Genomic DNA, 20,973 nt, shown 5'->3' with positions numbered 1-20,973 from the left:
ATTGAACAGGATATCGATATGCGAGCCCTTCATATAGCAGCCACTGGCATGAGTGCCCAGCAGATGCGGGTGGAAACCATTTCCAACAATCTCGCCAACATGAACACGACCGGCTACAACGCCCGCCGTGTGGAATTTTCCGACCTCCACTATCAACAGGTTGCGCGACCGGGGACCATCAATGCCGCCGATGGGACGGTCCTGCCCACGGGTGTTCAGTTGGGCATGGGCGTGCGGCCGGCTGCTGTCACCGTCCACCTTGCCCAGGGATCGCTGTCGGCCACCGGAAATGATCTGGATATCGCGATCGAGGGCCGAGGCTATCTCGAGGTCACTTTGCCGTCGGGTGCCACGGCCTATACCCGCGATGGCAGCCTGAAGCGGTCGGCCGAAGGCGTGGTAGTGACATCCGAGGGCTATGTCGTGTCCCCCGAAATCGTCATCCCGCCAGAGGCCCGAAGCATCTCGATCAACGCCGATGGCGAGGTCTATGCCTATTTCGCCGACAATGCCGAAGGGCAGCTGTTGGGTCAGTTCACGCTGGCCGGATTTACCAATGCGAAGGGGCTGGAAGCGCTGGGCGGCAATCTGTTCGCCGAGACCGAGGCCTCCGGTCCACCGATCGTCGCAACACCCGGCACGGACGGGTTGGGGACGTTGCGCCAGGGCTATCTCGAGGACAGTTCGGTCGATGCGGTGCGCGAGGTCACCGAGCTGATCGAGGCGCAGCGCGGCTATGAAATGAACGCCAAGGTCATTTCGGCCGTGGACGAAATGATGCGCGCGACGACGCAAGTCCGGTGATGTGGAAGTTCGCATGCATCGCCGCGCTCCTGGGGACTTCGGCCGCGGCTGACGTCGTCGTTGCCGCCCGGACCATCCGCGCCCACGAGGTCATATCGGCCGCCGATCTGGCGGTGCGTCCGATCGAAAGTCCGGGTGGGTTTCGCGACCCCTCCGAGGTGGTCGGGAATGAGGCGCGGGTCATGCTGTACGCAGGTCGGCCGGTCAGGGCGAACGATATTGGCCCCCCCGCATCAGTGGAGCGCAACCAGCTGGTGACGCTTGTCTATCGAAGCGGCGCGCTGCGGATTTCGGTGGATGGACGGGCCCTGGGGCGTGGGGCGCAGGGAGATCTGATTAGGGTGATGAATCTGTCCTCGAAGGCGACGGTGACGGGGCGGATAAGCGGCGACGGGACAGTAGAGGTTGAAAAATAATCATGAAAACAATCTGTTGGGCAAAAGCCCTGTCTGCGGCTCTACTTGTGTCGGCATGCGGCCGTGTAGACCACCTCGGCAAGCCGCCAAGCTTTTCGGCCAATGACGCGGGGGCGGAGCATGTGGCGATGATGTGGCCCGGTCTGCCCGCCTATGCGCGATCGCAAAGAACGGTCGATCGGTCTTCGCTCTGGAGCAGCGGCCAGCATTCGCTGCTGGGGGACGGGCGGGCCGAGAAAAAGGGTGACATCCTGACCGTGGTGATCGAGATCGACGACAAGGCGGAGATCTCCAACGACACGTCCCGTTCGCGAAGCGGATCGGAATCGCTGAGCGTTCCGCACATGTTCGGCCTGCCGCAACGCGCAAACGGAAAACTGCCGGCGGGCGCGTCGCTGGACGAGGCCGTGACGGTCGATTCTTCCAGCGGCAGTTCCGGGAAGGGGTCGGTCAAGCGCAAGGAGAAGCTGATGCTCCGCATCGCCGCGACCGTGGTGGACGTGCTGCCCAACGGGGTTCTGTCGATCATGGGTTCACAGGAGGTCCGCGTGAATTTCGAAATGCGCGAGCTGCTGGTATCGGGATATGTCCGGCCCGAGGACATCTCGCGCCGCAATGAAGTGACTTATGACAAGATCGCCTCGGCCCGGATCTCCTATGGCGGCCGAGGCCAGATCACCGATCTGCAGCAGCCCCGATACGGCCAGCAGATCCTCGACGCGGTTCTCCCTTTCTGAGGCATGCAATGATTGCCAAGCTGCTGCCAATCCTGTCCCTGCTGATCGGTACCGGCGCCGGTGTGGCGGCTGGGATGTTTCTGACCGACCCGAACCCGGAAAGTCACGAAGCATTCGTCGAAGAGGTCGAAACCCACGCGGACAAGAGCGCGGAATCCGAGTTCGTCAAGTTGAACAACCAGTTCGTTGTGCCCTTGGTAAAAAACGACAAGGTCGCGGCGCTTGTGGTTCTGTCCCTGGGGCTTGAGGTTGAACAGGGCATGGCCGAAACGGTCTATCAGCGAGAGCCGAAACTGCGTGACGGATTCCTGCGCGTTCTGTTCGATCAAGCCGTGATGGGGACTTTTGATGGAGCATTCACCAGGGTCGAACGACTGGACGCGCTCAGAGCCGCCCTTCTGGAAGAAGCGCGCGCCCAGATCGGGGACTCCGTTCGAACTGTGTTGATTACGGATATCGCGCGGCAGGATACCTGATGGCGTCCGATCTCGAGCCATGCGGGTTGGTCTTTCCAGTATCGCCAGCGAAGCGCTCGACGGGATCGGAACGCTTCGTGGCGTCCAGAGAATCGCCTTCTTTCACCGAACCAAGATCCGCCGAATGAAGGACGCACTCATGCTGGCCAGTCCGTCCAGAGCCGCCGGACCCGACCGAAACTTGCCCGTCCCGCGAAAACCGGATCCATTTTCCGCGATCCTGTTTCCGTCGCGTTTACGAAAGTTCGGTGCCAAGCCCGTCGAGACATGGCATGGCGTAATCGTGACGGTCGTTTCCAAGCCGGATTATTCGTCGTCAAAGAACGGTGTTACTTGCGCCACGATCACCGCGTTTTCGTCCAGTGCACGCTGCATCAGGGCGCGTTCCGCGTCGTCGATTTCGTGGCCTTGTGCCTCGCGCTCTTCCAGCGTGCCATAACCGGTCACGTCCAGCGGCGCCATGTCGGCCTGTTTCAGGATGGCGACGGTTTCGCGCACGGCTTCGGCCTCGTCGACGCCGCTTGAATAGCACATCAACGCTGCGCCGGTGGCGCCGTCGGGCAGGCCGTCCCCGGCCTTGCGGCCCACCTCGACCAGAAGGGTATAGACCTTCTGGCGCGACTGTTTCTTCTGCTGTTCCATGCGCGGGCCATAGCCGCCGCTTTCCTGGGGGTCAATGTCGAGCCGGTCGGAAAGCCGATCAGAACATGCCCATCCCCAGCCCCGCCCCCATCGCCGCGCCCAGTTCGCGGCAGCGGTCAAGCTCGGTCTCGGGGATCGTCTTGGGCGCAAGGATCGCCTCTTGCGTCTGGGCATGGGTGCAGATGATGAGCGGCGGTTGCACCTCTTTCAGGCGCCAGCCGGTGGCGATCCGCGCCAGTTGCCGCGCGGCGCCTTCGCCGTCGGACCCGGCGCAGATCATCTGCGCATAGGCCCGCCCCTCGATCCGCCCCAGCACCGGATAATAGCAGCGGTCGAAGAACTCCTTCATCGTCCCCGAAAGGGCGGCCAGGTTTTCGGGCGCACAGAAGATGTAGCCGTCGGCGCCCAGAAGATCCTCGGGCCCGGCGTCCTGCGCCGGCAGCAGGCGGGTATCGATCTCGGCCTCGGCCGCGCGGGCGGCGGCCGCGGCCATCTGCCGGCTGCCGCCGGTGCGGGAATGCCAGACGATCAGCAGACGCGCCATGCCGGCCGTGTCAGTCGCGCAGAAGTTCGTTGATGCCGGTCTTGGAACGGGTCTTTGCGTCCACCCGCTTGACGATCACCGCGCAATAGAGGTTCACGCCGCCCTTCGACGGCATGGTGCCCGCGACCACCACCGAATAGGGCGGCACTTCGCCATACATCACCTCGCCGGTTTCGCGGTCCACGATCTTGGTGGACTGACCGATGAACACGCCCATCCCCAGCACCGAACCCTCGCGGACGATCACGCCTTCGACGACTTCGGACCGGGCGCCGATGAAGCAGTTGTCTTCGATGATCGTCGGGCCGGCCTGCATCGGCTCCAGCACGCCTCCGATGCCGACACCGCCGGAAAGATGCACGTTCTTGCCGATCTGTGCGCAGGATCCCACGGTGGCCCAGGTATCGACCATCGTGCCTTCGTCCACATAGGCGCCCAGGTTGACGAAGGACGGCATCAGCACCACGCCCGGCGCGATATAGGCCGATTTGCGCACAACGCAGTTGGGCACGGCGCGGAAACCGGCGGCCTTCCATTCGTGCTCGCCCCAGCCCTTGAACTTGCTGTCCACCTTGTCCCACCAGCCGCTGCCTTGCGGGCCGCCGTCGTGAATTTCCATGTCGTGCAGCCGGAACCCCAGCAGCACGGCCTTCTTGGCCCATTGGTTGACGTGCCAGCTGCCGTCGGCCCGTTTCTCGGCCACGCGCAAGGTGCCGCTGTCCAGCGCGTTCAGTGTCTCTTCGATGGCTTCGCGGGTCTCGCCGCCGGTGCTGGGGGTGATCGTGTCGCGTGCCTCCCACGCGGCTTCGATGGCGGCTTCGAGCTGGGCGTTCGACATGGGGCCTCTCCGGTTGGTCCTGCGTTTCCAGCCCTATAGCGGCGCGGCGGCAGCCAGACAATGCCATGAATCGGCGAAAGGGCCGCGCGGGATCTGGTCAAGCCGAGCCATCCCGCCTAGCGTGGCGGCATGAACGGCACGGGAATTCACGACAGCGGCTATTCCTGGCTGCGGCTTCTGGTCACGCTGGCGATCGCCACGGTGGCCAATGTCGGCATGTGGGCGGTGATCGTGGTGATGCCCGCGGTGGAGGCCGAATTCGGCGCCGGTCGGGCGGAATCGTCGATGCCCTACACGCTGACCATGGTCGGTTTCGCGCTGGGCAATCTGGTCATCGGCCGTATGGTGGACCGGTTCGGAATAACCACGGCCCTGATGGCGGCTGCGGTGACAAGCGCGGCGGCCTATGGGCTTGCAACGCTGGCGCCGTCGATTCTGGTGCTGTCGGCTGTGCATGTGGCGCTGGGGCTGGGAACGGCGGTCGGGTTCGGGCCGCTGATCGCGGACATCTCGCACTGGTTCCTGCGCCGGCGCGGCATTGCCGTGGCGCTGGTAGCCAGCGGCAATTATCTGTCGGGCGCGGTCTGGCCGATGCTGCTGGCCGGCCTTCTCGCCGAGAGCGGCTGGCGGCAGGTCTATCTTGCGCTCGCGCTCATCACGCTGGCGGTGGTGGTGCCGCTGGCGCTGCTGTTGCGGCGCCGGGTGCCGGTCGAGGCGCATGGCCAAGCCGAGGCCGCCGCCGCGCTGAAGGCGCGCAGCGCGGGGCTGTCACCGCGTGCGTTGCAATGGATGCTGGGGCTGGCCGGGATCGCCTGTTGCGTGGCGATGTCGATGCCGCAGGTGCATATCGTCGCCTATTGCGTGGGCCTGGGCTATGGGCCGGCCGTGGGGGCCGAGATGCTGTCGCTGATGCTGCTGGGCGGGGTGGTCAGCCGGGTGATTTCGGGCCTGGTCGCGGACCGGCTGGGCGGGGTTCTGACCCTGCTGATCGGCTCGACCCTGCAATGTATCGCGCTGTTTCTCTATCTGCCCTGGGACGGCTTGGTTCCGCTTTATGTGGTGAGCGCGGTCTTCGGGTTGAGCCAGGGCGGGATCGTGCCGTCCTATGCGTTGGTGGTGCGCGAATACATGCCCGCGCGCGAGGCCGGGGCGCGGGTGGGGTTCGTGATGATGATGACGATCCTCGGCATGGCGCTGGGCGGGTGGATGTCGGGCTGGATCTATGATCTGACCGGCAGCTACCGGTGGGCGTTCCTGAACGGGATCGGCTGGAACATGCTGAACATGGGGATCATCGGGACGCTTCTGCTGCGGTCGCGGCCGCGGGCCAGCGCAGAGGCGGTGTGATCGGCGGGTGCGCGAGGCCCTGACCGTTGCGTCGGGGGGCAAGGGCGAATGCGAGGGGCTCTGCCCCTCGCGCTCCCCGGAGTATTTGGGGCAAGATGAAGGGGCGCTCAGGCGCCTGCCAAGTGAGTCGCGCCGCGTTTGCGGGCCAGTTCGATCTGGCGTTGACGCTCGCGGAAGCGGGCCTTGTCGGCCTCGGTAGTTTCGCGAAAGCACAGGTGGCAGGAGACGCCTTCCTCGAATTCCGGGCGCTCCCGGTCCTGCGGCAGGATCGGCCGGCGGCAGCCGCGGCAGAGGATGTGCGGACCCGGGCGCAGGCCGTGGCCGACGCTGACGCGTTCGTCGAAGACAAAGCAGTCGCCCTGCCAGGCGCTGTTCTCGGGCGGGATTTCCTCGAGGTAGCGCAGGATCCCGCCCTTGAGGTGATAGACCTCCTGGACCCCCTGGCCCAGCAGCCAGTTGGTCGATTTCTCGCAGCGAATCCCGCCGGTGCAGAACATGGCGATCCGCTTGTTGTGAAAGCGGTGGCGGTTGGCCTCCCACCAGGCGGGGAAGTCGCGGAAGCTTTGGGTTTTCGGGTCGATCGCGCCCTCGAAGGTGCCGATCGCCACCTCGTAGTCGTTGCGCGTGTCGATCACCGCAACGTCCGGGTTGCGGATCAGGTCGTTCCAGTCCCGAGGCTCCACATAATGGCCGACACGGGCGCGGGGGTCCACGTCGGGCTGGCCCAGCGTCACGATTTCCTTCTTCAACCTGACCTTCATCCGCGCAAAGGGCGGCTTGTCGGCGGTGGATTCCTTCCATTCCATGTCCGCGCAGCCCGGCAGGGCGCGGATATGGGCCAGAACCGCGTCGATGCCCGCGCGCGGGCCGGCGATCGTGCCGTTGATGCCTTCGCGCGCCAGCAGCAGGGTGCCCTTGATGTCGTGTGCCAGGCACAGATCGAGCAGGGGGCCGCGCAGCGTGGCCGGGTCTTCGAACCGGGAAAAGTGATAAAGGGCCGCGATCGTGAACATGGGGCGGGGTCTAGTCCGCCCGGGCCATCCGCGCAAGGGCCGCATTGACGCCCGATGCGCGCCGGCCTACCGATGGTGGGCGAAAGGAGACTGCCATGACCCACGCCCTGATCGTGATCGACGTCCAGAACGATTTCTGCCCCGGCGGCGCGTTGGCCGTGCCCGGCGGGGACGAAGTGGTCGCGCCGATCAACGCCATGATGGACCGGTTCGACGCGGTGATCCTGACCCAGGACTGGCATCCGGCGGGCCATTCGTCCTTTGCCTCGTCGCATGAGGGGGGCGAGCCCTTTGGCATGATCGACATGCCCTATGGCCCCCAGGTTCTGTGGCCCGATCACTGCGTGAAGGGAACCGAGGGCGCGGCGTTTCACCCGCGGTTGCGCACCGATGGCGACCTGATCATTCGCAAGGGGTTCAATCCCGCGATCGACAGCTATTCCGCCTTTTTCGAAAATGATCACGAAACGCCGACCGGGCTGGAGGGCTATCTGCGCACGCGCGGGATCGACCGGTTGACCATGGCCGGGCTGGCGACCGACTTTTGCGTCCATTATTCGGCCGTGGACGCGGCGCGGCTGGGGTTCGAGGTGACCGTGCGGCTGGATGCATGCCGGGCGATCGATCTCGACGGATCGCTCGGGGCTGCGGTCGATGCGATGAAGGCGGCCGGGGTGAAACTGGAAGGGTAGGGGCGCCGGCCGGCAGGTGCAGACCGATCCCGGCGCCGCCCCTGATTTCAGCCGACTCTCGCCAAGGTCATTCCTCTGCGGACAGCTCGTCGTAGCATTCCAGCGCGCGGGCCGCATACATCATTGCCGGCCCGCCCCCCATCTGGATGCACATGGCCAGCACGTCGGCGACCTCTTCGCGAGTAGCTCCGGTGCGCACCAGCGCCTCGGTATGCAAGGCGATGCAGGGTTCGCACCGGTCGGCCACCGAGATGCCAAGCGCGATGAACTCCTTGGTCTTGAAGTCCAGCGTGCCGCCTTCCTTGACCGCCTTGCCGAGCGCCCCGAAGGCGCGGGTGGTGTCGGGGATCGCGCGGTTGAGATTGCGCAGGCCGTCGCGGGTGGTCTTGAGCTTGTCCTGCCAGGCCATGGGAGAACCTCCTGTCCATATTCTGGTTTCGGAACATGTCAGAGCATGCCGTTGCAGGGCGCACCTTGATCCTGATCAGACGGCGCGCCTTTCCGCCACCAGCGCAAGGTTGTTGGCGGGCATCTCGACGACCTGCACCATGTCCAGACCCGAGCCCTGCATCAGGTCCATCACGTCGAAGTCGTCCTTGTAGCCGATGGACGGATCTTCGGCCACCAGTGCGGCGTGAAACCGGCGGTCGCCCTCGCTGGTCAGTTCGCCCGCGCGCATGAAGGGGCCGTAGATCACCAGCCGCCCCCTGGGCGCCAGCGCCCGCGCGGCCTCGGCGATCAGGGTTTCGGCCCGTGGCATCGGGATCAGGTGCAGAAGGTTGGCCAGAAAGATAAGCGCCTGGCCGGCATGGGCCGCGCCCCAGCCCGGCGCGGTGGCGTCGAGCGCGATCGGCGGGGCGATGTTGGCAAGCCCCGATTCGGCCACATAGGCCGCGATCGAGGCGCGGCGGGTCGGGCCGGGTTCGGTCGGCTGCCAGGTCAGCCCCGGCAGACGCGCGGCAAAGGCCACCACATGCTGGCCGGTGCCGCTGGCGATTTCCAGCGCGCGGCCCTTGCGCGGGGCCACCTGATCCAGCAGGTCGCACAGCGGCCCCGTGTTGCGTTCTGCCGATGGGGCGAACAGCTTTTCCCCTTCGGCGGGCAGGGCAAGGCTGTGCGGCTCCTGTTTCCCTTCGTCGGTCATCGGCGGAACCTGTCGGGTTTCAGCGCGGCGACGGTTTCGGCATCAAGCGCGGGTTGAGTGCCGGTGACGAGATCGCACAGCAGTTGCGACGCGGCGGGCGCGGTCTGAAACCCGTATCCGCCCTGGCCCGCGCTCCAGATGAAACCGGTGTGATCGGGGTCCGGTCCCAGAACCAGCGCCCGGTCGGGGGAAAAGCTGCGCAGCCCCGCCCAGCTGGTCTCCACCCGCGTCACGGGTTCGGTCACCATGTCCTCGTAGCGGGCCAGTCCTTCGGCCAGCACCATGTCGTCGGCCCAGGCGTCATGCGGCTCTACGGGATCTTCGTCGGCGGGCGATACCAGAAGCTTGCCCGCGTCGGGTTTGGCATACCACGACTCGCCCGGCCCCATGATCATCGGCCAGCCGGTCACGTCATGGCCGCCAGGCGCGGGCAGGCGAGCCATCGACCGGCGGTGGGGGACGATGCCGATGGGCGCGACCCCGGCCAGCGCGGCGATGCGGTCGGCCCATGCGCCGGCAGCGTTGACGATGGCGCGCGCCGCGAAAGTTTGGCCGCCGGCCTTGATGCGCCAGCCGGCGCCGTCGCGCGCGATGGCCGTGACCGCGTGGCGGGTGAGCACCTGCCCGCCATTGGCGCGGATCACCTTGGCAAAGTCCTGCAGCATCCGGTCGGTGTCCAGATCCCAGGCCGCCGCGTGATAGCCGGCAAAGGCCACCCGGCCGGGGTTCAGGATCGGCACCATCTCCAGCGCCTCGGCCACCGGAACGGGGTCGAGCTTCAGTTCCTCAAGGTCGCGGGCAAAGCTGTCGGCGTCCTCGGGCCGCCCCACCGCCAGCAGGCCGCGCGGGCTGAGATAGCCGCCATTGGCGGTGCGATGATACTCGCCGCTGGCGATGTTCAGCGCCACCGTCGAGGGCAGGCCGTAATTGGCCTCGTACATCGCCGCCGAGCGGCCCGAGGCGTGGTAGCCCAGCGCCTCTTCGGCCTCGAGCAGCGTGACGGTGCCATGCGCCGACAGCCGCGCCCCCGCCGACAGCCCGGCGATGCCGCCGCCGATCACCAGAAAGTCGATCATTGCCGTGTCCTTGTCCGTTTGGCGCATCATGGGCGCAAAGCCCGTCGAAGCCAAGTCGGGACGCGTCCCCGCGCAGGGGTCAGATGTCGCCGAAATCGCCGCCGCGGCCCTTGCCGGCGGCAAAGCGGGCGGCGCCTTCGCGTCCCTCTGCCTCGAAGGCCGAGGCCGAGGCCCATTCGCGGCGCAGCGCGGCGGCGAGCTCTTCCGGCGGCATCCGGGCCGACAGGTGATCGGCACGCATGCAGGCCTGCGGAAACCGGGTCAGGTCGCGGGCCAGATCCCGCGCCACCTCCAGCGCCGCGCCCCGGTCGCACATCAGGTTGGCAAACCCGATGGCCAGCGCCTCTTCGGCGTCCACTTCGCGGCCGGTCAGGATCAGGTCGTTTGCGATGCCCTGTCCCACGATGCGCGGCAGCCGCACCGTGCCGCCATCGACCAGCGGCACCCCCCAGCGGCGGCAGAACACGCCTGTGATCGACCCTTCGGCCATCACCCGCAGGTCGCACCAGGCCGCCAGCTCCAGCCCGCCGGCCACCGCCGGCCCCTCGATCGCGGCGATCACCGGCTTGGTCAGCATCAGCCGCGTCGGCCCCATCGGTCCGGGCAGGGGATGCGCCATCGGGTCGGTCCAGTCGTCGGGGATCTGGACCGCGCGCAGCCAGTCGTCGGCCTCGGCGTATCCGGCGGACTTGAGGTCGAAGCCCGCGCAGAAATATCCCCCCGCCCCGGTGAGGATCGCGACCTTGGCGGTATCGTCGGCCTCGAAGGCAAGGAAAGCGTCATAGAGCTGCCGCGCGGTGGCCGGGTTCACGGCGTTGCGCGCCTCGGGGCGGTTGATGGTGACGGTGGTGATGCCTTCGCTGGTTTCGACGATGACGGTCATGTTCGCGATCCTCCCTGCCGGCGATGGTGGGCCAAGGGGCGCGCGCGGGCAACATGGTTGGCGCGATGACGTGGCGGCGCTATACGCCTGCCCATGACACAGATTTACGAACTGGAAGAACGGATCGCCCACCTCATGCGCGCGGTGGACGACCTCAGCGACGTGGTGACCCGCCAGCAGGCCGAGATCGACCGCCTGACGCGGCGGGTCGAGATGCTGATGCAGCGCGAGGCCGAACGCGAAGCGGCGCAGAGCGGCGGGGTGATCCTGGGCGACGAACGCCCGCCGCACTGGTAGGGGTCAGATCTCCTCGACCTCGACCACGCCGTCGAGGCTCTTGATCGCGCCCTTGATCTGGGGGTTGATCGCGAATTCGGCACCCAGGTCCATCTCGACCTCGCCCGGCAGTCCAAGATCCGTCAGGCACAGCACCACCGGGCCGCGGGCGGCGTTGCGCGCAGCCTTGGCCGCGTCGTCCAGCACCGACCCCACGATGTCCACCGCCGAGGCGTCATTGATGAACACCCGCAGCCCCACCGCCGCCCCGCGCGAGACGACCGAATCGATCGGCGCTACCGACCGGCCCAGCAGCTTGAGCTGATCGGCCTCCAGCGTCGCCTCGACCGTGAGCACGACCTTGGAGCCGGTTTCCAGGTGGTCGCGCGCGGCCTCGAGCGCTTCGGAAAACAGCGTCACCTCGAAGGCGCCGGTGGAATCGCTCATCTGGACAAAGGCGAACCGGTTGCCGCGCGCCGACTTGCGTTCCTGCCGACCGGCCACGACGCCGGCCAGTTTCGCCACCAGCGGCCCGCCCTGAGCCTTTTCCAGCACCTGATCCAGCGTCAGAACATTCGCCCGCCGCAGCGCCAGGGCGTAATCGTCCAGCGGATGCCCCGACAGGTAGAAGCCCACGGCCTTGAATTCCTCGCCCAGCCGTTCGGCCGGCAGCCAGTCGGGGACGTTGGCGAGCCGGGGCTCGGGCAGGTCGTCGCCGGATTCGCCGAACAGCGACACCTGCGCGCTGGCCTTCTGTTCGTGGATCGCAGCGGAATAGGCCACCACCGCATCGAGGCTTTCGAACACCCGCCGGCGGTTGCGGTCGAGCTGGTCGAAGGCCCCGGCGCGGGCCAGCATCTCCAGCGGCCGCTTGCCGACCCGTTTCAGATCCACCCGGCGGGCAAAGTCGAAGAGATTGACAAAGGGCTTGTCCACCCCATCCGCCCGGCGGGCATCGGTAATCAGCCGCATCGCCTCGACGCCCACGTTCTTGAGCGCGCCCAGCGCATAGACCAGCTCTCCGTTCACCACGTTGAAGGTGGCTTCGGACCGGTTCACGCAGGGCGGCACCCAGGGCAGGCCCAGACCCTTGCGGACCTCTTCGAAATAGATGGCCAGCTTGTCGGTCAGGTGGATGTCGCAGTTCATGACGCCGGCCATGAACTCGACGGGGTGGTTCGCCTTCAGCCACGCGGTCTGATAGCTGACCACCGCATAAGCCGCCGCGTGGCTCTTGTTGAAGCCGTAATTGGCGAATTTCTCCAGCAGGGCAAAGACCTCTTCGGCCTTTTTCTGGTCCACCCCGTTCTTCTTGGCACCCTCGACGAATTTCGGGCGCTCGGCGTCCATCGCCTCCTTGATCTTCTTGCCCATCGCGCGGCGCAGCAGGTCGGCGCCGCCAAGGGAGTAGCCCGCCATCACCTGGGCAATCTGCATCACCTGTTCCTGATAGACGATGATGCCCTGAGTTTCTTCCAGGATGTGGTCGATCAGCGGATGGATCGATTCCCGCTCCTTCACCCCGTTCTTGACGTCGCAATAGGTGGGGATGTTCTCCATCGGGCCCGGACGGTAGAGCGCCACCAGCGCCACGATGTCCTCGATGCAGGTGGGTTTCATCCGCTTGAGCGCATCCATCATGCCCGAGCTTTCCACCTGGAACACGGCGACGGTCCGGGCCGCGGCATAAAGCTTGTAGGTCTTCTCGTCGTCCAGCGGGATCGCGTTGATCTCGTCCACCGCGCCTTCGGGCGGATCATAGAGCTGCGTGCCGTCGGCGGCGATGTGCAGGTGCCGCCCAGACTGCCGAATCAGATTCACCGCGTTCTGGATCACGGTGAGCGTTTTCAGCCCCAGAAAGTCAAACTTCACCAGCCCGGCCTGCTCCACCCATTTCATGTTGAACTGGGTCGCCGGCATGTCGGATCGCGGATCCTGGTAGAGCGGCACCAACTGGTCCAGCGGCCGGTCGCCGATCACCACGCCCGCGGCATGGGTCGATGCGTTGCGCAAAAGCCCCTCGAGCTGCATCCCGTATTTTAGCAGCCGGTCCACGACCTCTTCGGCGCGGGCGGCCTCGCGCAGGCGGGGTTCGTCCTGCAGCGCCTTTTCTATGCTGACGGGTTTCACCCCCTCGACCGGGATCATCTTGGACAGCCGGTCCACCTGCCCATAGGGCATCTGCAGGACCCGGCCCACGTCGCGCACCGCGGCCTTGGACAGCAGCGCGCCGAAGGTGATGATCTGCGCCACCTTCTCGCGCCCGTATTTCTCCTGCACATAATGGATAACCTCTTCGCGGCGATCCATGCAGAAATCGATGTCGAAGTCGGGCATCGACACCCGTTCGGGGTTGAGGAAGCGTTCGAACAGCAGGCTGTAGCGCAACGGGTCAAGGTCGGTGATGGTCAGCGCATAGGCCACCAGCGACCCCGCGCCCGAGCCCCGGCCAGGGCCGACCGGGATGCCATGCGCCTTGGCCCATTTGATGAAGTCGGCCACGATCAGGAAATAGCCTGGAAAGCCCATCTGCTCGATGATGCCCAGCTCGAACTTCAGCCGTTCGTGATAGTCTTCGACCGGCGCGGCGTGGGGAATGACGGCAAGCCGCCGCTCCAGCCCCTCCCAGGCCTGCCGGCGCAGTTCCTCCACCTCGTCATCGGCGAATTTCGGCAGGATCGGCTTGCGCTTGTAGGCCATGAAGGCGCAGCGCCGGGCGATCTCGACGGTGTTCTCGACCGCCTCGGGCAGATCGGCGAACAACGTCACCATCTCCTGCTGCGACTTGAAGTAATGCTGCGGCGTCAGGCGGCGGCGCGGTTCCTGCTGATCGACATAGGCGCCTTCGGCAATGCAGATCAGCGCGTCATGCGCCTCGTACATGTCCGGCGTGGGGAAATAGACGTCGTTGGTTGCCACCAGGGGCAGGTCCATCGCATAGGCCATTTCCACATGGCCGCGCTCGGTCAGCCGCTCGGCCTCCGGCAGGCCGTTCTCGCCCGGATGGCGCTGCAGTTCCACATAGAGCCGGTTCGGAAAGGCCCGCGCCAACCGCTGCACCAGCACCTCCGCCGCGGGGCGCTGCCCGGCCTGCAGCAGCTTGCCCACCGGCCCCTCTGGCCCGCCGGTCAGACAGATCAGCCCGCCCGACAGCGCCTCGAGTTCCTCCAGCGTGACATGCGGCAGCTGGCCTGCCTTGTGCACATACAGGCAGGAGCTCAGCTTCATCAGGTTCTCGTATCCCGCCTCGGACTGCGCCAGCAGCACCACGGGCGCGGGCGCCTTCGCCTTCTCCCCCGGTTGAACGGGCTGATATGCCAGATCCACCTGGCAACCCAGGATCGGCTGGATGCCCGCGCCGCTCAGCGTCACGGAAAATTCCAGCGCCGAGAACATCGCGTTGGTGTCGGTCACCGCCACGGCCGGCATGTCATGCGTGCGGCACAGATCGGGCAGCTTCTTCAGCCGCACCGCGCCCTCCAGCAGCGAATATTCGGTGTGCACGCGAAGATGGATGAATCGGGGGGAACTGCTCATGTCGACACGCTACCTCAGCGGCCCGCCAAAGGGAACGGCGCCCGCGCGGGCGGAAATGCCTGAAAATGCAGCGCGATTTTTCGCCTTTTCCTGAAAGTCCTTCAAGCCGCCGCTCGGCTGTGGCCGCAAACCCTCATGAAATCCGTGTCTTTTCGGTATTTGCCGCCCGCGGCGGCCACAATGCCCGGCCGGCTTCGCCCCCTTGTTTTTCTTGCCAGACCGCGCCCGCGCTTCCTAGGCTGATGCGCAACGAAAAAGGCCCGCCTCCTTTCTACGTCGCATCGAAGGGGGGCAGACGGGTTCAACAGGGTAAGGCGACGGGTTGCTGAAACATGACCATCACCTTTCTTCTGAACGGAGAGAGCGTGAGCCTTGATCGCGTCCCGCCGACGCGGACGCTGCTCGACTGGCTGCGGGAAGAGCGCCGGCTGACCGGCACCAAGGAAGGCTGCAACGAAGGCGATTGCGGCGCCTGCACGGTGATCGTGACCGACGCGGCCGGTGCGCGGGCGCTGAACGCCTGCATCCTGTTTCTGCCGCAGCTGCATGGCCGCGCGGTGCGCACGGTCGAAGGCGTCTCCGGTCCCAACGGAGAATTGCACCCCGTCCAGCAGGCGCTGATCGACCACCACGGCTCGCAATGCGGCTTCTGCACGCCGGGCATCGTGATGTCGCTGGTCGCCGCGCACCTCTCCGGCCGCACCGATTTCGACGACGTCCTCGCCGGCAATCTCTGCCGCTGCACCGGCTACGCCCCGATCATCCGCGCCGCCCGGGCCGCCGCGCGCGAACCCGTCCCGGACTGGATGCGCGCCGACCAGTCCTTCCTCTTGCCGCAAATATCCCGGGGGGAGGGCGCAGCCCGGGGGGCAGAGCCCCCCATGCACGCCCGCTGCCCGCGCAATGCGGACGAACTCGCCGATATCTTCGCCGCCCATCCCGGCGCCACGCTCGTCGCGGGCGCCACCGATGTCGGGCTGTGGGTGACCAAGGCCCTGCGCGACATCGAACCGGTGATCTTTCTCGGTGGCTGCGACGATCTGAAATCCATCGAGATCACCGACCGAACCGTGCGTATCGGCGCGATGGCCGACATGAACGCGGTGCGCGCCGCCGTCGCCGACCTGCACCCGTCCTATGCCGAAATGATCCGCCGCTTTGCCTCGGAACAGGTGCGGGGTGCGGCCACCATCGGCGGCAACATCGCCAACGGCTCGCCCATCGGCGACAACCCGCCCGCTCTGATCGCGCTGGGCGCGACCCTGCACCTGCGCCGTGGCGACGAACGCCGCTCCCTTCCGCTGGAAGATTTCTTCATCGATTACGGGAAACAGGACCGGCGGGCCGGTGAATTCGTCGAGGCCGTGAGCTTTCCACGCCAGCCCGACCGCCTGCGCTGCTACAAGCTGTCCAAGCGGTTCGACCAGGACATCTCGGCCGTCTGCGGCGCCTTCAACATCCGCGTCGAGGATGGCCGGGTGGCGCAGGCTCGGATCGCCTTTGGCGGCATGGCGGCGATCCCGAAACGCGCCCGTGCGGTCGAGGCCGCACTGATCGAAAGGCCGTGGAACCAAGATACCATTCATGCCGCCCTGCCTGCCTTTGCCGAGGATTTCGCGCCGATCTCGGACATGCGGGCTTCGGCCGGCTATCGGCTGGGCGCCGCGCAGGCGATGCTGGAGCGTTGTTTCGCCGAAGATCTGGGGGAACCGGCGTCGGTTCTGGAGGTGCAGCCATGACCGTCTCGCGCTCGCTGCCCCATGACGCGGCACCGCTGCATGTCACCGGTCAGGCGCGCTATGTGGATGACATCCCGGTGCCGGCGGGCTGCCTGCACCTGGCCTTCGGTCTGTCCACAATCGCGCGGGGCCGGATCCTGTCGATGGATCTGGACCCCGTGCGCGCCGCCCCCGGCGTGGTGGCGGTGCTGACGGCGGGGGATCTGCCCTTTGCCAATGACGTCTCGCCCTCGGTCCATGACGAGCCACTGCTGGCCGATGGCCGCGTGAACTATGTGGGCCAGCCGGTTTTTCTGGTCGTCGCCGAAAGCCATCTGGCCGCCCGCCGCGCGGCCCGGCTGGGGCGGATCGACTATGACGAGGAAGAGCCGATCCTGACCGTGGAGCAGGCTCTGGCCGCAAACAGCCGGTTCGAGGATGGCCCGGTGGTCTGGGAAAAGGGCGATGCCGAGGCCGCGATCGCTGCCGCGCTCCGGGTGATCGAGGGCCGGGTCGAGATTGGCGGGCAGGAGCATTTCTATCTGGAAGGTCAGGCCGCGCTCGCGCTGCCGCAGGAGGGCGGGGACATGATGATCCATTCCTCGACCCAGCATCCGACCGAGGTCCAGCACAAGGTGGCCGAGGCGCTGGGCGTGCCGATGAATGCGGTGCGGGTGGAGACGCGGCGCATGGGCGGCGGGTTCGGCGGCAAGGAGAGCCAGGGCAACGCCTTGGCGGTGGCTTGCGCGGTGGCGGCGTGTGTGACCGGGCAGCCCTGCAAGATGCGCTACGACCGGGATGACGACATGATCATCACCGGCAAGCGGCACGATTTCCGTATCGACTATCGCGCCGGGGTGGACGCGGAGGGACGGATCCTTGGCGTGGCGTTCACGCATTACGCCCGGTGCGGCTGGGCGCAGGATCTGTCGCTGCCGGTGGCGGATCGGGCGATGCTGCATGCCGACAATGCCTATTGCCTGCCGGCGGTACGGATCGAGAGCCACCGGCTGCGCACGAACACGCAGAGTGCGACGGCGTTTCGAGGTTTTGGCGGGCCGCAGGGGATGGTCGGGATCGAGCGGGTGATGGATCACGTGGCCCATGAGCTGGGGATGGATCCGGTCGAGCTGCGGCGGCGGAATTACTATGCAGAGGCCGCAAAGGGGGGCGCTGCCCCCCGGCCTGCGGCCTCCCCCCGGGGTATTTCGGACCAGAAAGAAGCAGGAGGCGGGAACACGACGCCCTATGGGATGGAGGTCGAGGATTTCGAACTGGGGGCGATGACCGAGGCGCTGCTGGAGCGGTGCGATTACGTTGCGCGGCGCGCGGCGGTGCGGGCCTGGAACGCGCGCGGCGGCGCGATCCGCAAGGGGATCGCCTTTTCGCCGGTGAAGTTCGGGATTTCCTTTACGCTGACGCATCTGAACCAGGCGGGCGCGCTGGTGCATGTCTATCAGGACGGGTCGGTGCATCTGAACCATGGCGGCACCGAGATGGGGCAGGGATTGTTCCAGAAGGTGGCGCAGGTGGCGGCCAGCCGTTTCGGGATCGGGCTGGAGGCGGTGAAGATCACCGCGACCGATACGGGCAAGGTGCCCAATACCTCGGCCACGGCGGCGTCGTCGGGCAGCGATCTGAACGGGATGGCGGTGAAGGCGGCCTGTGATACGATTCGCGACCGGATCGCGGCGCATCTGGCCCAACGGTTCCAGGCGGATGCCGCCGAAGTGCGGTTCGAGGGCGGACGCGTGCATGTGGGCGCGGAGTCCGTCAGTTTCGCCGAAGCCGCCCGCATGGCCTATGAGGGGCGGGTGAGTCTGTCGGCTACCGGGTTCTATCGCACGCCCAAGCTGGCCTGGGACCGGCTGCGGGGGCGCGGGCGGCCGTTCTATTATTTTGCCTATGGTTGCGCGGTGACCGAGGTGGCGGTGGATGCGCGCAGCGGGGAATACCGGATTCTGCGCGCGGATATCCTGCATGATGCCGGCGCCTCGCTTAACCCGGCGATCGATATCGGCCAGGTCGAGGGGGGCTATGTGCAGGGTGCGGGGTGGCTGACCACCGAGGAGCTGGTCTGGGACAACAGGGGGCGGCTCATGACCCATGCGCCCTCCACCTACAAGATCCCGGCCTGTTCCGACCGGCCCGACGTGTTCAATGTCGCACTGTGGGACGGGCGCAACCGCGAGGAGACGATCTATCGGTCCAAGGCGGTGGGCGAGCCGCCCTTCATGCTGGGGATTTCAGCCTGGCTGGCGCTGAGCGACGCGGTGGCGTCCTTTGGGGATGTTTATCCGGCGCTGGACGCGCCGGCCACGCCCGAGCGGGTCTGGGCCGCGATCCGGAGGGTGCGTAATGGGGTTTGACGTGGATGCCCTGCGCGCGGCGATTGATCGGCATGGGGCCGTGGCCCGCGTCGTCGTGGCCGAGGTGCGCGGGTCGTCCCCGCGCGAGGTGGGCGCGGCGATGCTGGTCTGGGACAGCGGTCAGGAGGGCACGATCGGCGGCGGGGCGCTGGAGATGCAGGCGGCGCAGGCCGCGCGTGCGGGCCGGGTCGGGCTGTCGCGCCATGCGCTGGGGCCGGATCTGGGCCAGTGCTGCGGCGGTGCCGTGGTGTTGCTGACGGAAGTTTACGACAGTGTCGAGGGGCTGGAGGGCGACGTGATCGCGCGCCCCGTCGGCGCCGTGGGCGAGATGCCGTTGGCGGTGCGGCGGCTGTTGGTGCAGGCGCGCGCCCAAGGCGTGCCGGTGCGGCCGCAGCTGGTCGAGGGCTGGATGGTCGAGCCGGTGCACCGGCCCGCCCGGCAGGTCTGGATCTGGGGGGCGGGCCATGTGGGGCGCGCGCTGGTGGGCGTGCTGGCCCCGCTGCCGGATGTGGCCATCACCTGGGTGGATACCGCGCCCGACCGGTTTCCCGAGGCTGTGCCCGAAGGCGTCACCGTTCTGCCTGCGGCGAAGCCCGCCGAACTGGTACGGCACGCGCCGCCCGCGGCCGAGCATCTGGTGTTGACCTACAGTCATGCGCTGGATCTGGAGCTGTGCGACCGCCTGCTGAGGCACGATTTCGCCTTTGCGGGGCTCATTGGCTCGGCTACCAAGTGGGCGCGATTCCGCACGCGGCTGGCGGCGCTGGGTCATCCGCCCGAACGGATCGCCCGCATCACCTGCCCGATCGGCGAGCCGGGGCTGGGCAAGCACCCGCAGGCGATCGCGGTGGGCGTGGCGGCGGATCTGCTGCGGCGTCGGGAACAGGGGACGGAGAAGAAGGACATGCGCGCGTGACGGTTCCGCTGCTAAGCATCGACGGGCTGACCAAGGCCTATCCGGGCGTGGTTGCCAACGACCATGTGTCGCTGGAGATCCAGGAGGGCGAAGTTCACGCGCTTCTGGGCGAGAACGGCGCTGGCAAATCCACCCTGGTCAAGATGATCTACGGGCTGGTGAAACCCGACAGCGGTCAGATGCGGCTGCGCGGCCGGCCCTTTGCCCCGCCCGAGCCGCGCGCCGCGCGTGCCGACGGCATCGCCATGGTGTTCCAGCACTTTTCGCTGTTCGACGCGCTGAATGTGGCCGAAAACATCGCGCTGGGCATGGAGGATCCGCCGCCCATGCGCGATCTGGCCAGCCGCATCCGCGCGGTGAGCGAGACCTATGGTCTGCCGCTCGATCCCTTTCGAACCGTGGGGGATCTGAGCGCCGGGGAACGCCAGCGGGTGGAGATCATCCGCTGCCTGTTGCAGGATCCCAAGCTGCTCATCATGGACGAACCGACCAGCGTTCTGACTCCGCAGGAGGTTCGGATCCTGTTCGAAACCCTGCGCAAGCTGCGCGACGAGGGCACCTCGATCCTGTATATCAGCCACAAGCTGGAAGAGATCCGCGCGCTGTGCGACCACGCGACGATCCTGCGGCTGGGAAAGAATGTCGGCGAATGCGTGCCGTCGGAGACCACCGCGGCCGAAATGGCCGAGATGATGGTGGGCAGCGCGCTGCAGGCGCCGGAACGGGGCCGGCGCGCGTTCGGAGAGATCGCGCTGGACGTGACCGGGCTTTCGGTGGCCTCGCCCTCGGCCTTTGGCACGCCGCTGCGCAACGTGCATCTGGCGGTGCGCAAAGGCGAGGTTCTGGGCATCGGCGGGGTGGCCGGCAATGGGCAGGACGAACTGCTGGCCGTGCTGTCGGGCGAGTTGCCGGCCGAACCCGACGCAATCCGGCTGAACGGTGTGGCGGTGGGGCATCTGGGTCCGACCGAGCGGCGTCGTCTTGGGCTTCTGGCCGCGCCCGAGGAACGGCTGGGCCATGCCGCAGCGCCCGACATGAGCTTGACCGAAAACGCGCTCCTGACCGGATCGGTGCGGGAAAACCTGGAACGCAACGGATTCATCCGCTGGGACGCGGCGCGGGCCTTTGCGCAGCGGATCATCGAGGCGTTCGACGTGCGCACGCCGGGGCCCGACAACGCTGCGCGGTCCCTGTCGGGCGGCAACCTGCAGAAATTTGTGATCGGGCGCGAGGTGTTGCAAAATCCCGAAGTGCTGGTGGTGAACCAGCCGACCTGGGGCGTGGACGCCTCGGCCGCGGCGGCGATCCGGCAGGCGATTCTCGACCTCGCGGCCGGTGGTGCTGCGGTGGTCTGCATCAGCCAGGATCTGGACGAACTGATGGAGATTTCCGACACCTTCGCCGCCCTGAACGAGGGGCGGCTGAGCGCGCCCCGCCCGGTCGAGGGGCTGACGGTCGAGGAAATCGGCCTTCTGATGGGGGGCGCGCATGGCATGGAGGTGGCGCATGTCTGAACCGCGGGCATCGATGGAAACGAAGGGAGGC

20 protein-coding genes are annotated in these 20,973 nt (G+C 66.8%); 11 read left to right on the top strand and 9 right to left on the bottom strand.

What is annotated here, in order from left to right; all coding sequences use genetic code 11:
* The first annotated feature begins 18 nt into the window (after positions 1-18).
* Genes flgG through C4S70_RS13810 form a run of 4 tightly spaced genes read left to right on the top strand, consistent with a single transcriptional unit; the run spans position 19 to position 2,433 of the window.
* Positions 19-804 (top strand): flagellar basal-body rod protein FlgG, encoded by a 786-nt coding sequence (gene flgG, locus C4S70_RS13825; RefSeq protein ID WP_104008700.1) that lies wholly within the window; start codon positions 19-21, stop codon positions 802-804.
* The gene (gene flgA, locus C4S70_RS13820; RefSeq protein WP_104008699.1) at positions 804-1,220 is read left to right on the top strand and encodes a flagellar basal body P-ring formation chaperone FlgA; all 417 of its coding nucleotides are present in this window, start codon (positions 804-806) and stop codon (positions 1,218-1,220) included. Before flgG ends, flgA begins: the two co-directional genes overlap by 1 nt.
* Positions 1,221-1,222: 2 nt before the next feature.
* On the top strand, positions 1,223-1,957 hold the full coding sequence (gene flgH / locus C4S70_RS13815; RefSeq protein ID WP_104008698.1) for a flagellar basal body L-ring protein FlgH: 735 nt from the start codon (positions 1,223-1,225) through the stop codon (positions 1,955-1,957).
* A gap of 8 nt (positions 1,958-1,965) precedes the next feature.
* Complete coding sequence (locus C4S70_RS13810) at positions 1,966-2,433, top strand: flagellar basal body-associated FliL family protein (protein ID WP_104008697.1); 468 nt, start codon at positions 1,966-1,968, stop codon at positions 2,431-2,433.
* Between the two features lie 306 nt (positions 2,434-2,739).
* Here C4S70_RS13810 and C4S70_RS13805 read toward each other — a convergent pair whose 3' ends face one another.
* From C4S70_RS13805 to dapD, 3 genes are read right to left on the bottom strand one after another with little or no spacing between them, the layout of a single operon-like run.
* Positions 2,740-3,075 (bottom strand): hypothetical protein, encoded by a 336-nt coding sequence (locus C4S70_RS13805; RefSeq protein WP_104008696.1) that lies wholly within the window; start codon positions 3,073-3,075, stop codon positions 2,740-2,742.
* Positions 3,076-3,133: 58 nt separating this feature from the next.
* Positions 3,134-3,619 (bottom strand): flavodoxin family protein, encoded by a 486-nt coding sequence (locus C4S70_RS13800; protein ID WP_104008695.1) that lies wholly within the window; start codon positions 3,617-3,619, stop codon positions 3,134-3,136.
* A gap of 10 nt (positions 3,620-3,629) precedes the next feature.
* The gene (gene dapD / locus C4S70_RS13795; protein WP_104008694.1) at positions 3,630-4,457 is read right to left on the bottom strand and encodes a 2,3,4,5-tetrahydropyridine-2,6-dicarboxylate N-succinyltransferase; all 828 of its coding nucleotides are present in this window, start codon (positions 4,455-4,457) and stop codon (positions 3,630-3,632) included.
* 129 nt (positions 4,458-4,586) lie between these two features.
* Here dapD and C4S70_RS13790 point away from each other — a divergent pair, with 129 nt between their 5' ends.
* Entirely contained in the window at positions 4,587-5,804 is a 1,218-nt protein-coding gene (locus C4S70_RS13790) for an MFS transporter (protein WP_104008693.1), read from the top strand.
* Positions 5,805-5,911: 107 nt separating this feature from the next.
* Here C4S70_RS13790 and trhO read toward each other — a convergent pair whose 3' ends face one another.
* Entirely contained in the window at positions 5,912-6,817 is a 906-nt protein-coding gene (trhO, locus tag C4S70_RS13785; RefSeq protein ID WP_104008692.1) for an oxygen-dependent tRNA uridine(34) hydroxylase TrhO, read from the bottom strand.
* 95 nt (positions 6,818-6,912) lie between these two features.
* Here trhO and pncA point away from each other — a divergent pair, with 95 nt between their 5' ends.
* Positions 6,913-7,509 (top strand): bifunctional nicotinamidase/pyrazinamidase, encoded by a 597-nt coding sequence (gene pncA / locus C4S70_RS13780; protein WP_104008691.1) that lies wholly within the window; start codon positions 6,913-6,915, stop codon positions 7,507-7,509.
* A gap of 67 nt (positions 7,510-7,576) precedes the next feature.
* On the opposite strand, the gene C4S70_RS13775 is transcribed toward pncA, so the two are convergent.
* The 4 genes from C4S70_RS13775 to C4S70_RS13760 all read right to left on the bottom strand — a co-directional run bounded on the left by C4S70_RS13775 (position 7,577) and on the right by C4S70_RS13760 (position 10,612).
* Entirely contained in the window at positions 7,577-7,918 is a 342-nt protein-coding gene (locus C4S70_RS13775; RefSeq protein WP_104008690.1) for a carboxymuconolactone decarboxylase family protein, read from the bottom strand.
* A 75-nt stretch (positions 7,919-7,993) separates the two neighbouring features.
* Positions 7,994-8,653 carry a DUF938 domain-containing protein gene (locus C4S70_RS13770; RefSeq protein WP_104008689.1) on the bottom strand — a complete coding sequence of 220 codons (660 nt, stop codon included), beginning with the start codon at positions 8,651-8,653 and terminating at the stop codon, positions 7,994-7,996.
* Entirely contained in the window at positions 8,650-9,729 is a 1,080-nt protein-coding gene (locus C4S70_RS13765; protein ID WP_104008717.1) for an NAD(P)/FAD-dependent oxidoreductase, read from the bottom strand. Before C4S70_RS13765 ends, C4S70_RS13770 begins: the two co-directional genes overlap by 4 nt.
* A gap of 79 nt (positions 9,730-9,808) precedes the next feature.
* Complete coding sequence (locus C4S70_RS13760; RefSeq protein ID WP_104008688.1) at positions 9,809-10,612, bottom strand: crotonase/enoyl-CoA hydratase family protein; 804 nt, start codon at positions 10,610-10,612, stop codon at positions 9,809-9,811.
* A gap of 102 nt (positions 10,613-10,714) precedes the next feature.
* Between C4S70_RS13760 and C4S70_RS13755 the strand changes: the two genes are divergently transcribed.
* On the top strand, positions 10,715-10,909 hold the full coding sequence (locus C4S70_RS13755) for a SlyX family protein (RefSeq protein ID WP_104008716.1): 195 nt from the start codon (positions 10,715-10,717) through the stop codon (positions 10,907-10,909).
* A gap of 3 nt (positions 10,910-10,912) precedes the next feature.
* Here the strand turns inward: C4S70_RS13755 and dnaE are convergent, their stop codons facing one another.
* Positions 10,913-14,425 carry a DNA polymerase III subunit alpha gene (dnaE, locus tag C4S70_RS13750; RefSeq protein ID WP_104008687.1) on the bottom strand — a complete coding sequence of 1,171 codons (3,513 nt, stop codon included), beginning with the start codon at positions 14,423-14,425 and terminating at the stop codon, positions 10,913-10,915.
* 332 nt (positions 14,426-14,757) lie between these two features.
* Between dnaE and xdhA the strand changes: the two genes are divergently transcribed.
* The 4 genes from xdhA to C4S70_RS13730 are packed head-to-tail and all read left to right on the top strand — an operon-like array spanning position 14,758 to position 20,942.
* Complete coding sequence (gene xdhA, locus C4S70_RS13745) at positions 14,758-16,164, top strand: xanthine dehydrogenase small subunit (protein WP_104008686.1); 1,407 nt, start codon at positions 14,758-14,760, stop codon at positions 16,162-16,164.
* Positions 16,161-18,512, top strand: a complete 2,352-nt coding sequence (gene xdhB, locus C4S70_RS13740) for a xanthine dehydrogenase molybdopterin binding subunit (protein ID WP_104008685.1) — start codon at positions 16,161-16,163, stop codon at positions 18,510-18,512. The genes xdhA and xdhB overlap by 4 nt, the downstream gene beginning before the upstream one ends.
* Positions 18,502-19,428, top strand: a complete 927-nt coding sequence (gene xdhC / locus C4S70_RS13735) for a xanthine dehydrogenase accessory protein XdhC (RefSeq protein WP_104008684.1) — start codon at positions 18,502-18,504, stop codon at positions 19,426-19,428. The genes xdhB and xdhC overlap by 11 nt, the downstream gene beginning before the upstream one ends.
* Positions 19,425-20,942 (top strand): ABC transporter ATP-binding protein, encoded by a 1,518-nt coding sequence (locus C4S70_RS13730; RefSeq protein WP_104008683.1) that lies wholly within the window; start codon positions 19,425-19,427, stop codon positions 20,940-20,942. Before xdhC ends, C4S70_RS13730 begins: the two co-directional genes overlap by 4 nt.
* Positions 20,943-20,973 lie beyond the last annotated feature (31 nt).

It is taken from the genome of Jhaorihella thermophila, from assembly GCF_900108275.1.
Lineage (GTDB): Bacteria > Pseudomonadota > Alphaproteobacteria > Rhodobacterales > Rhodobacteraceae > Jhaorihella > Jhaorihella thermophila.
Note: the sequence above shows the minus strand (reverse complement) of the source record. Positions and strands in the feature narration are given on the sequence as shown.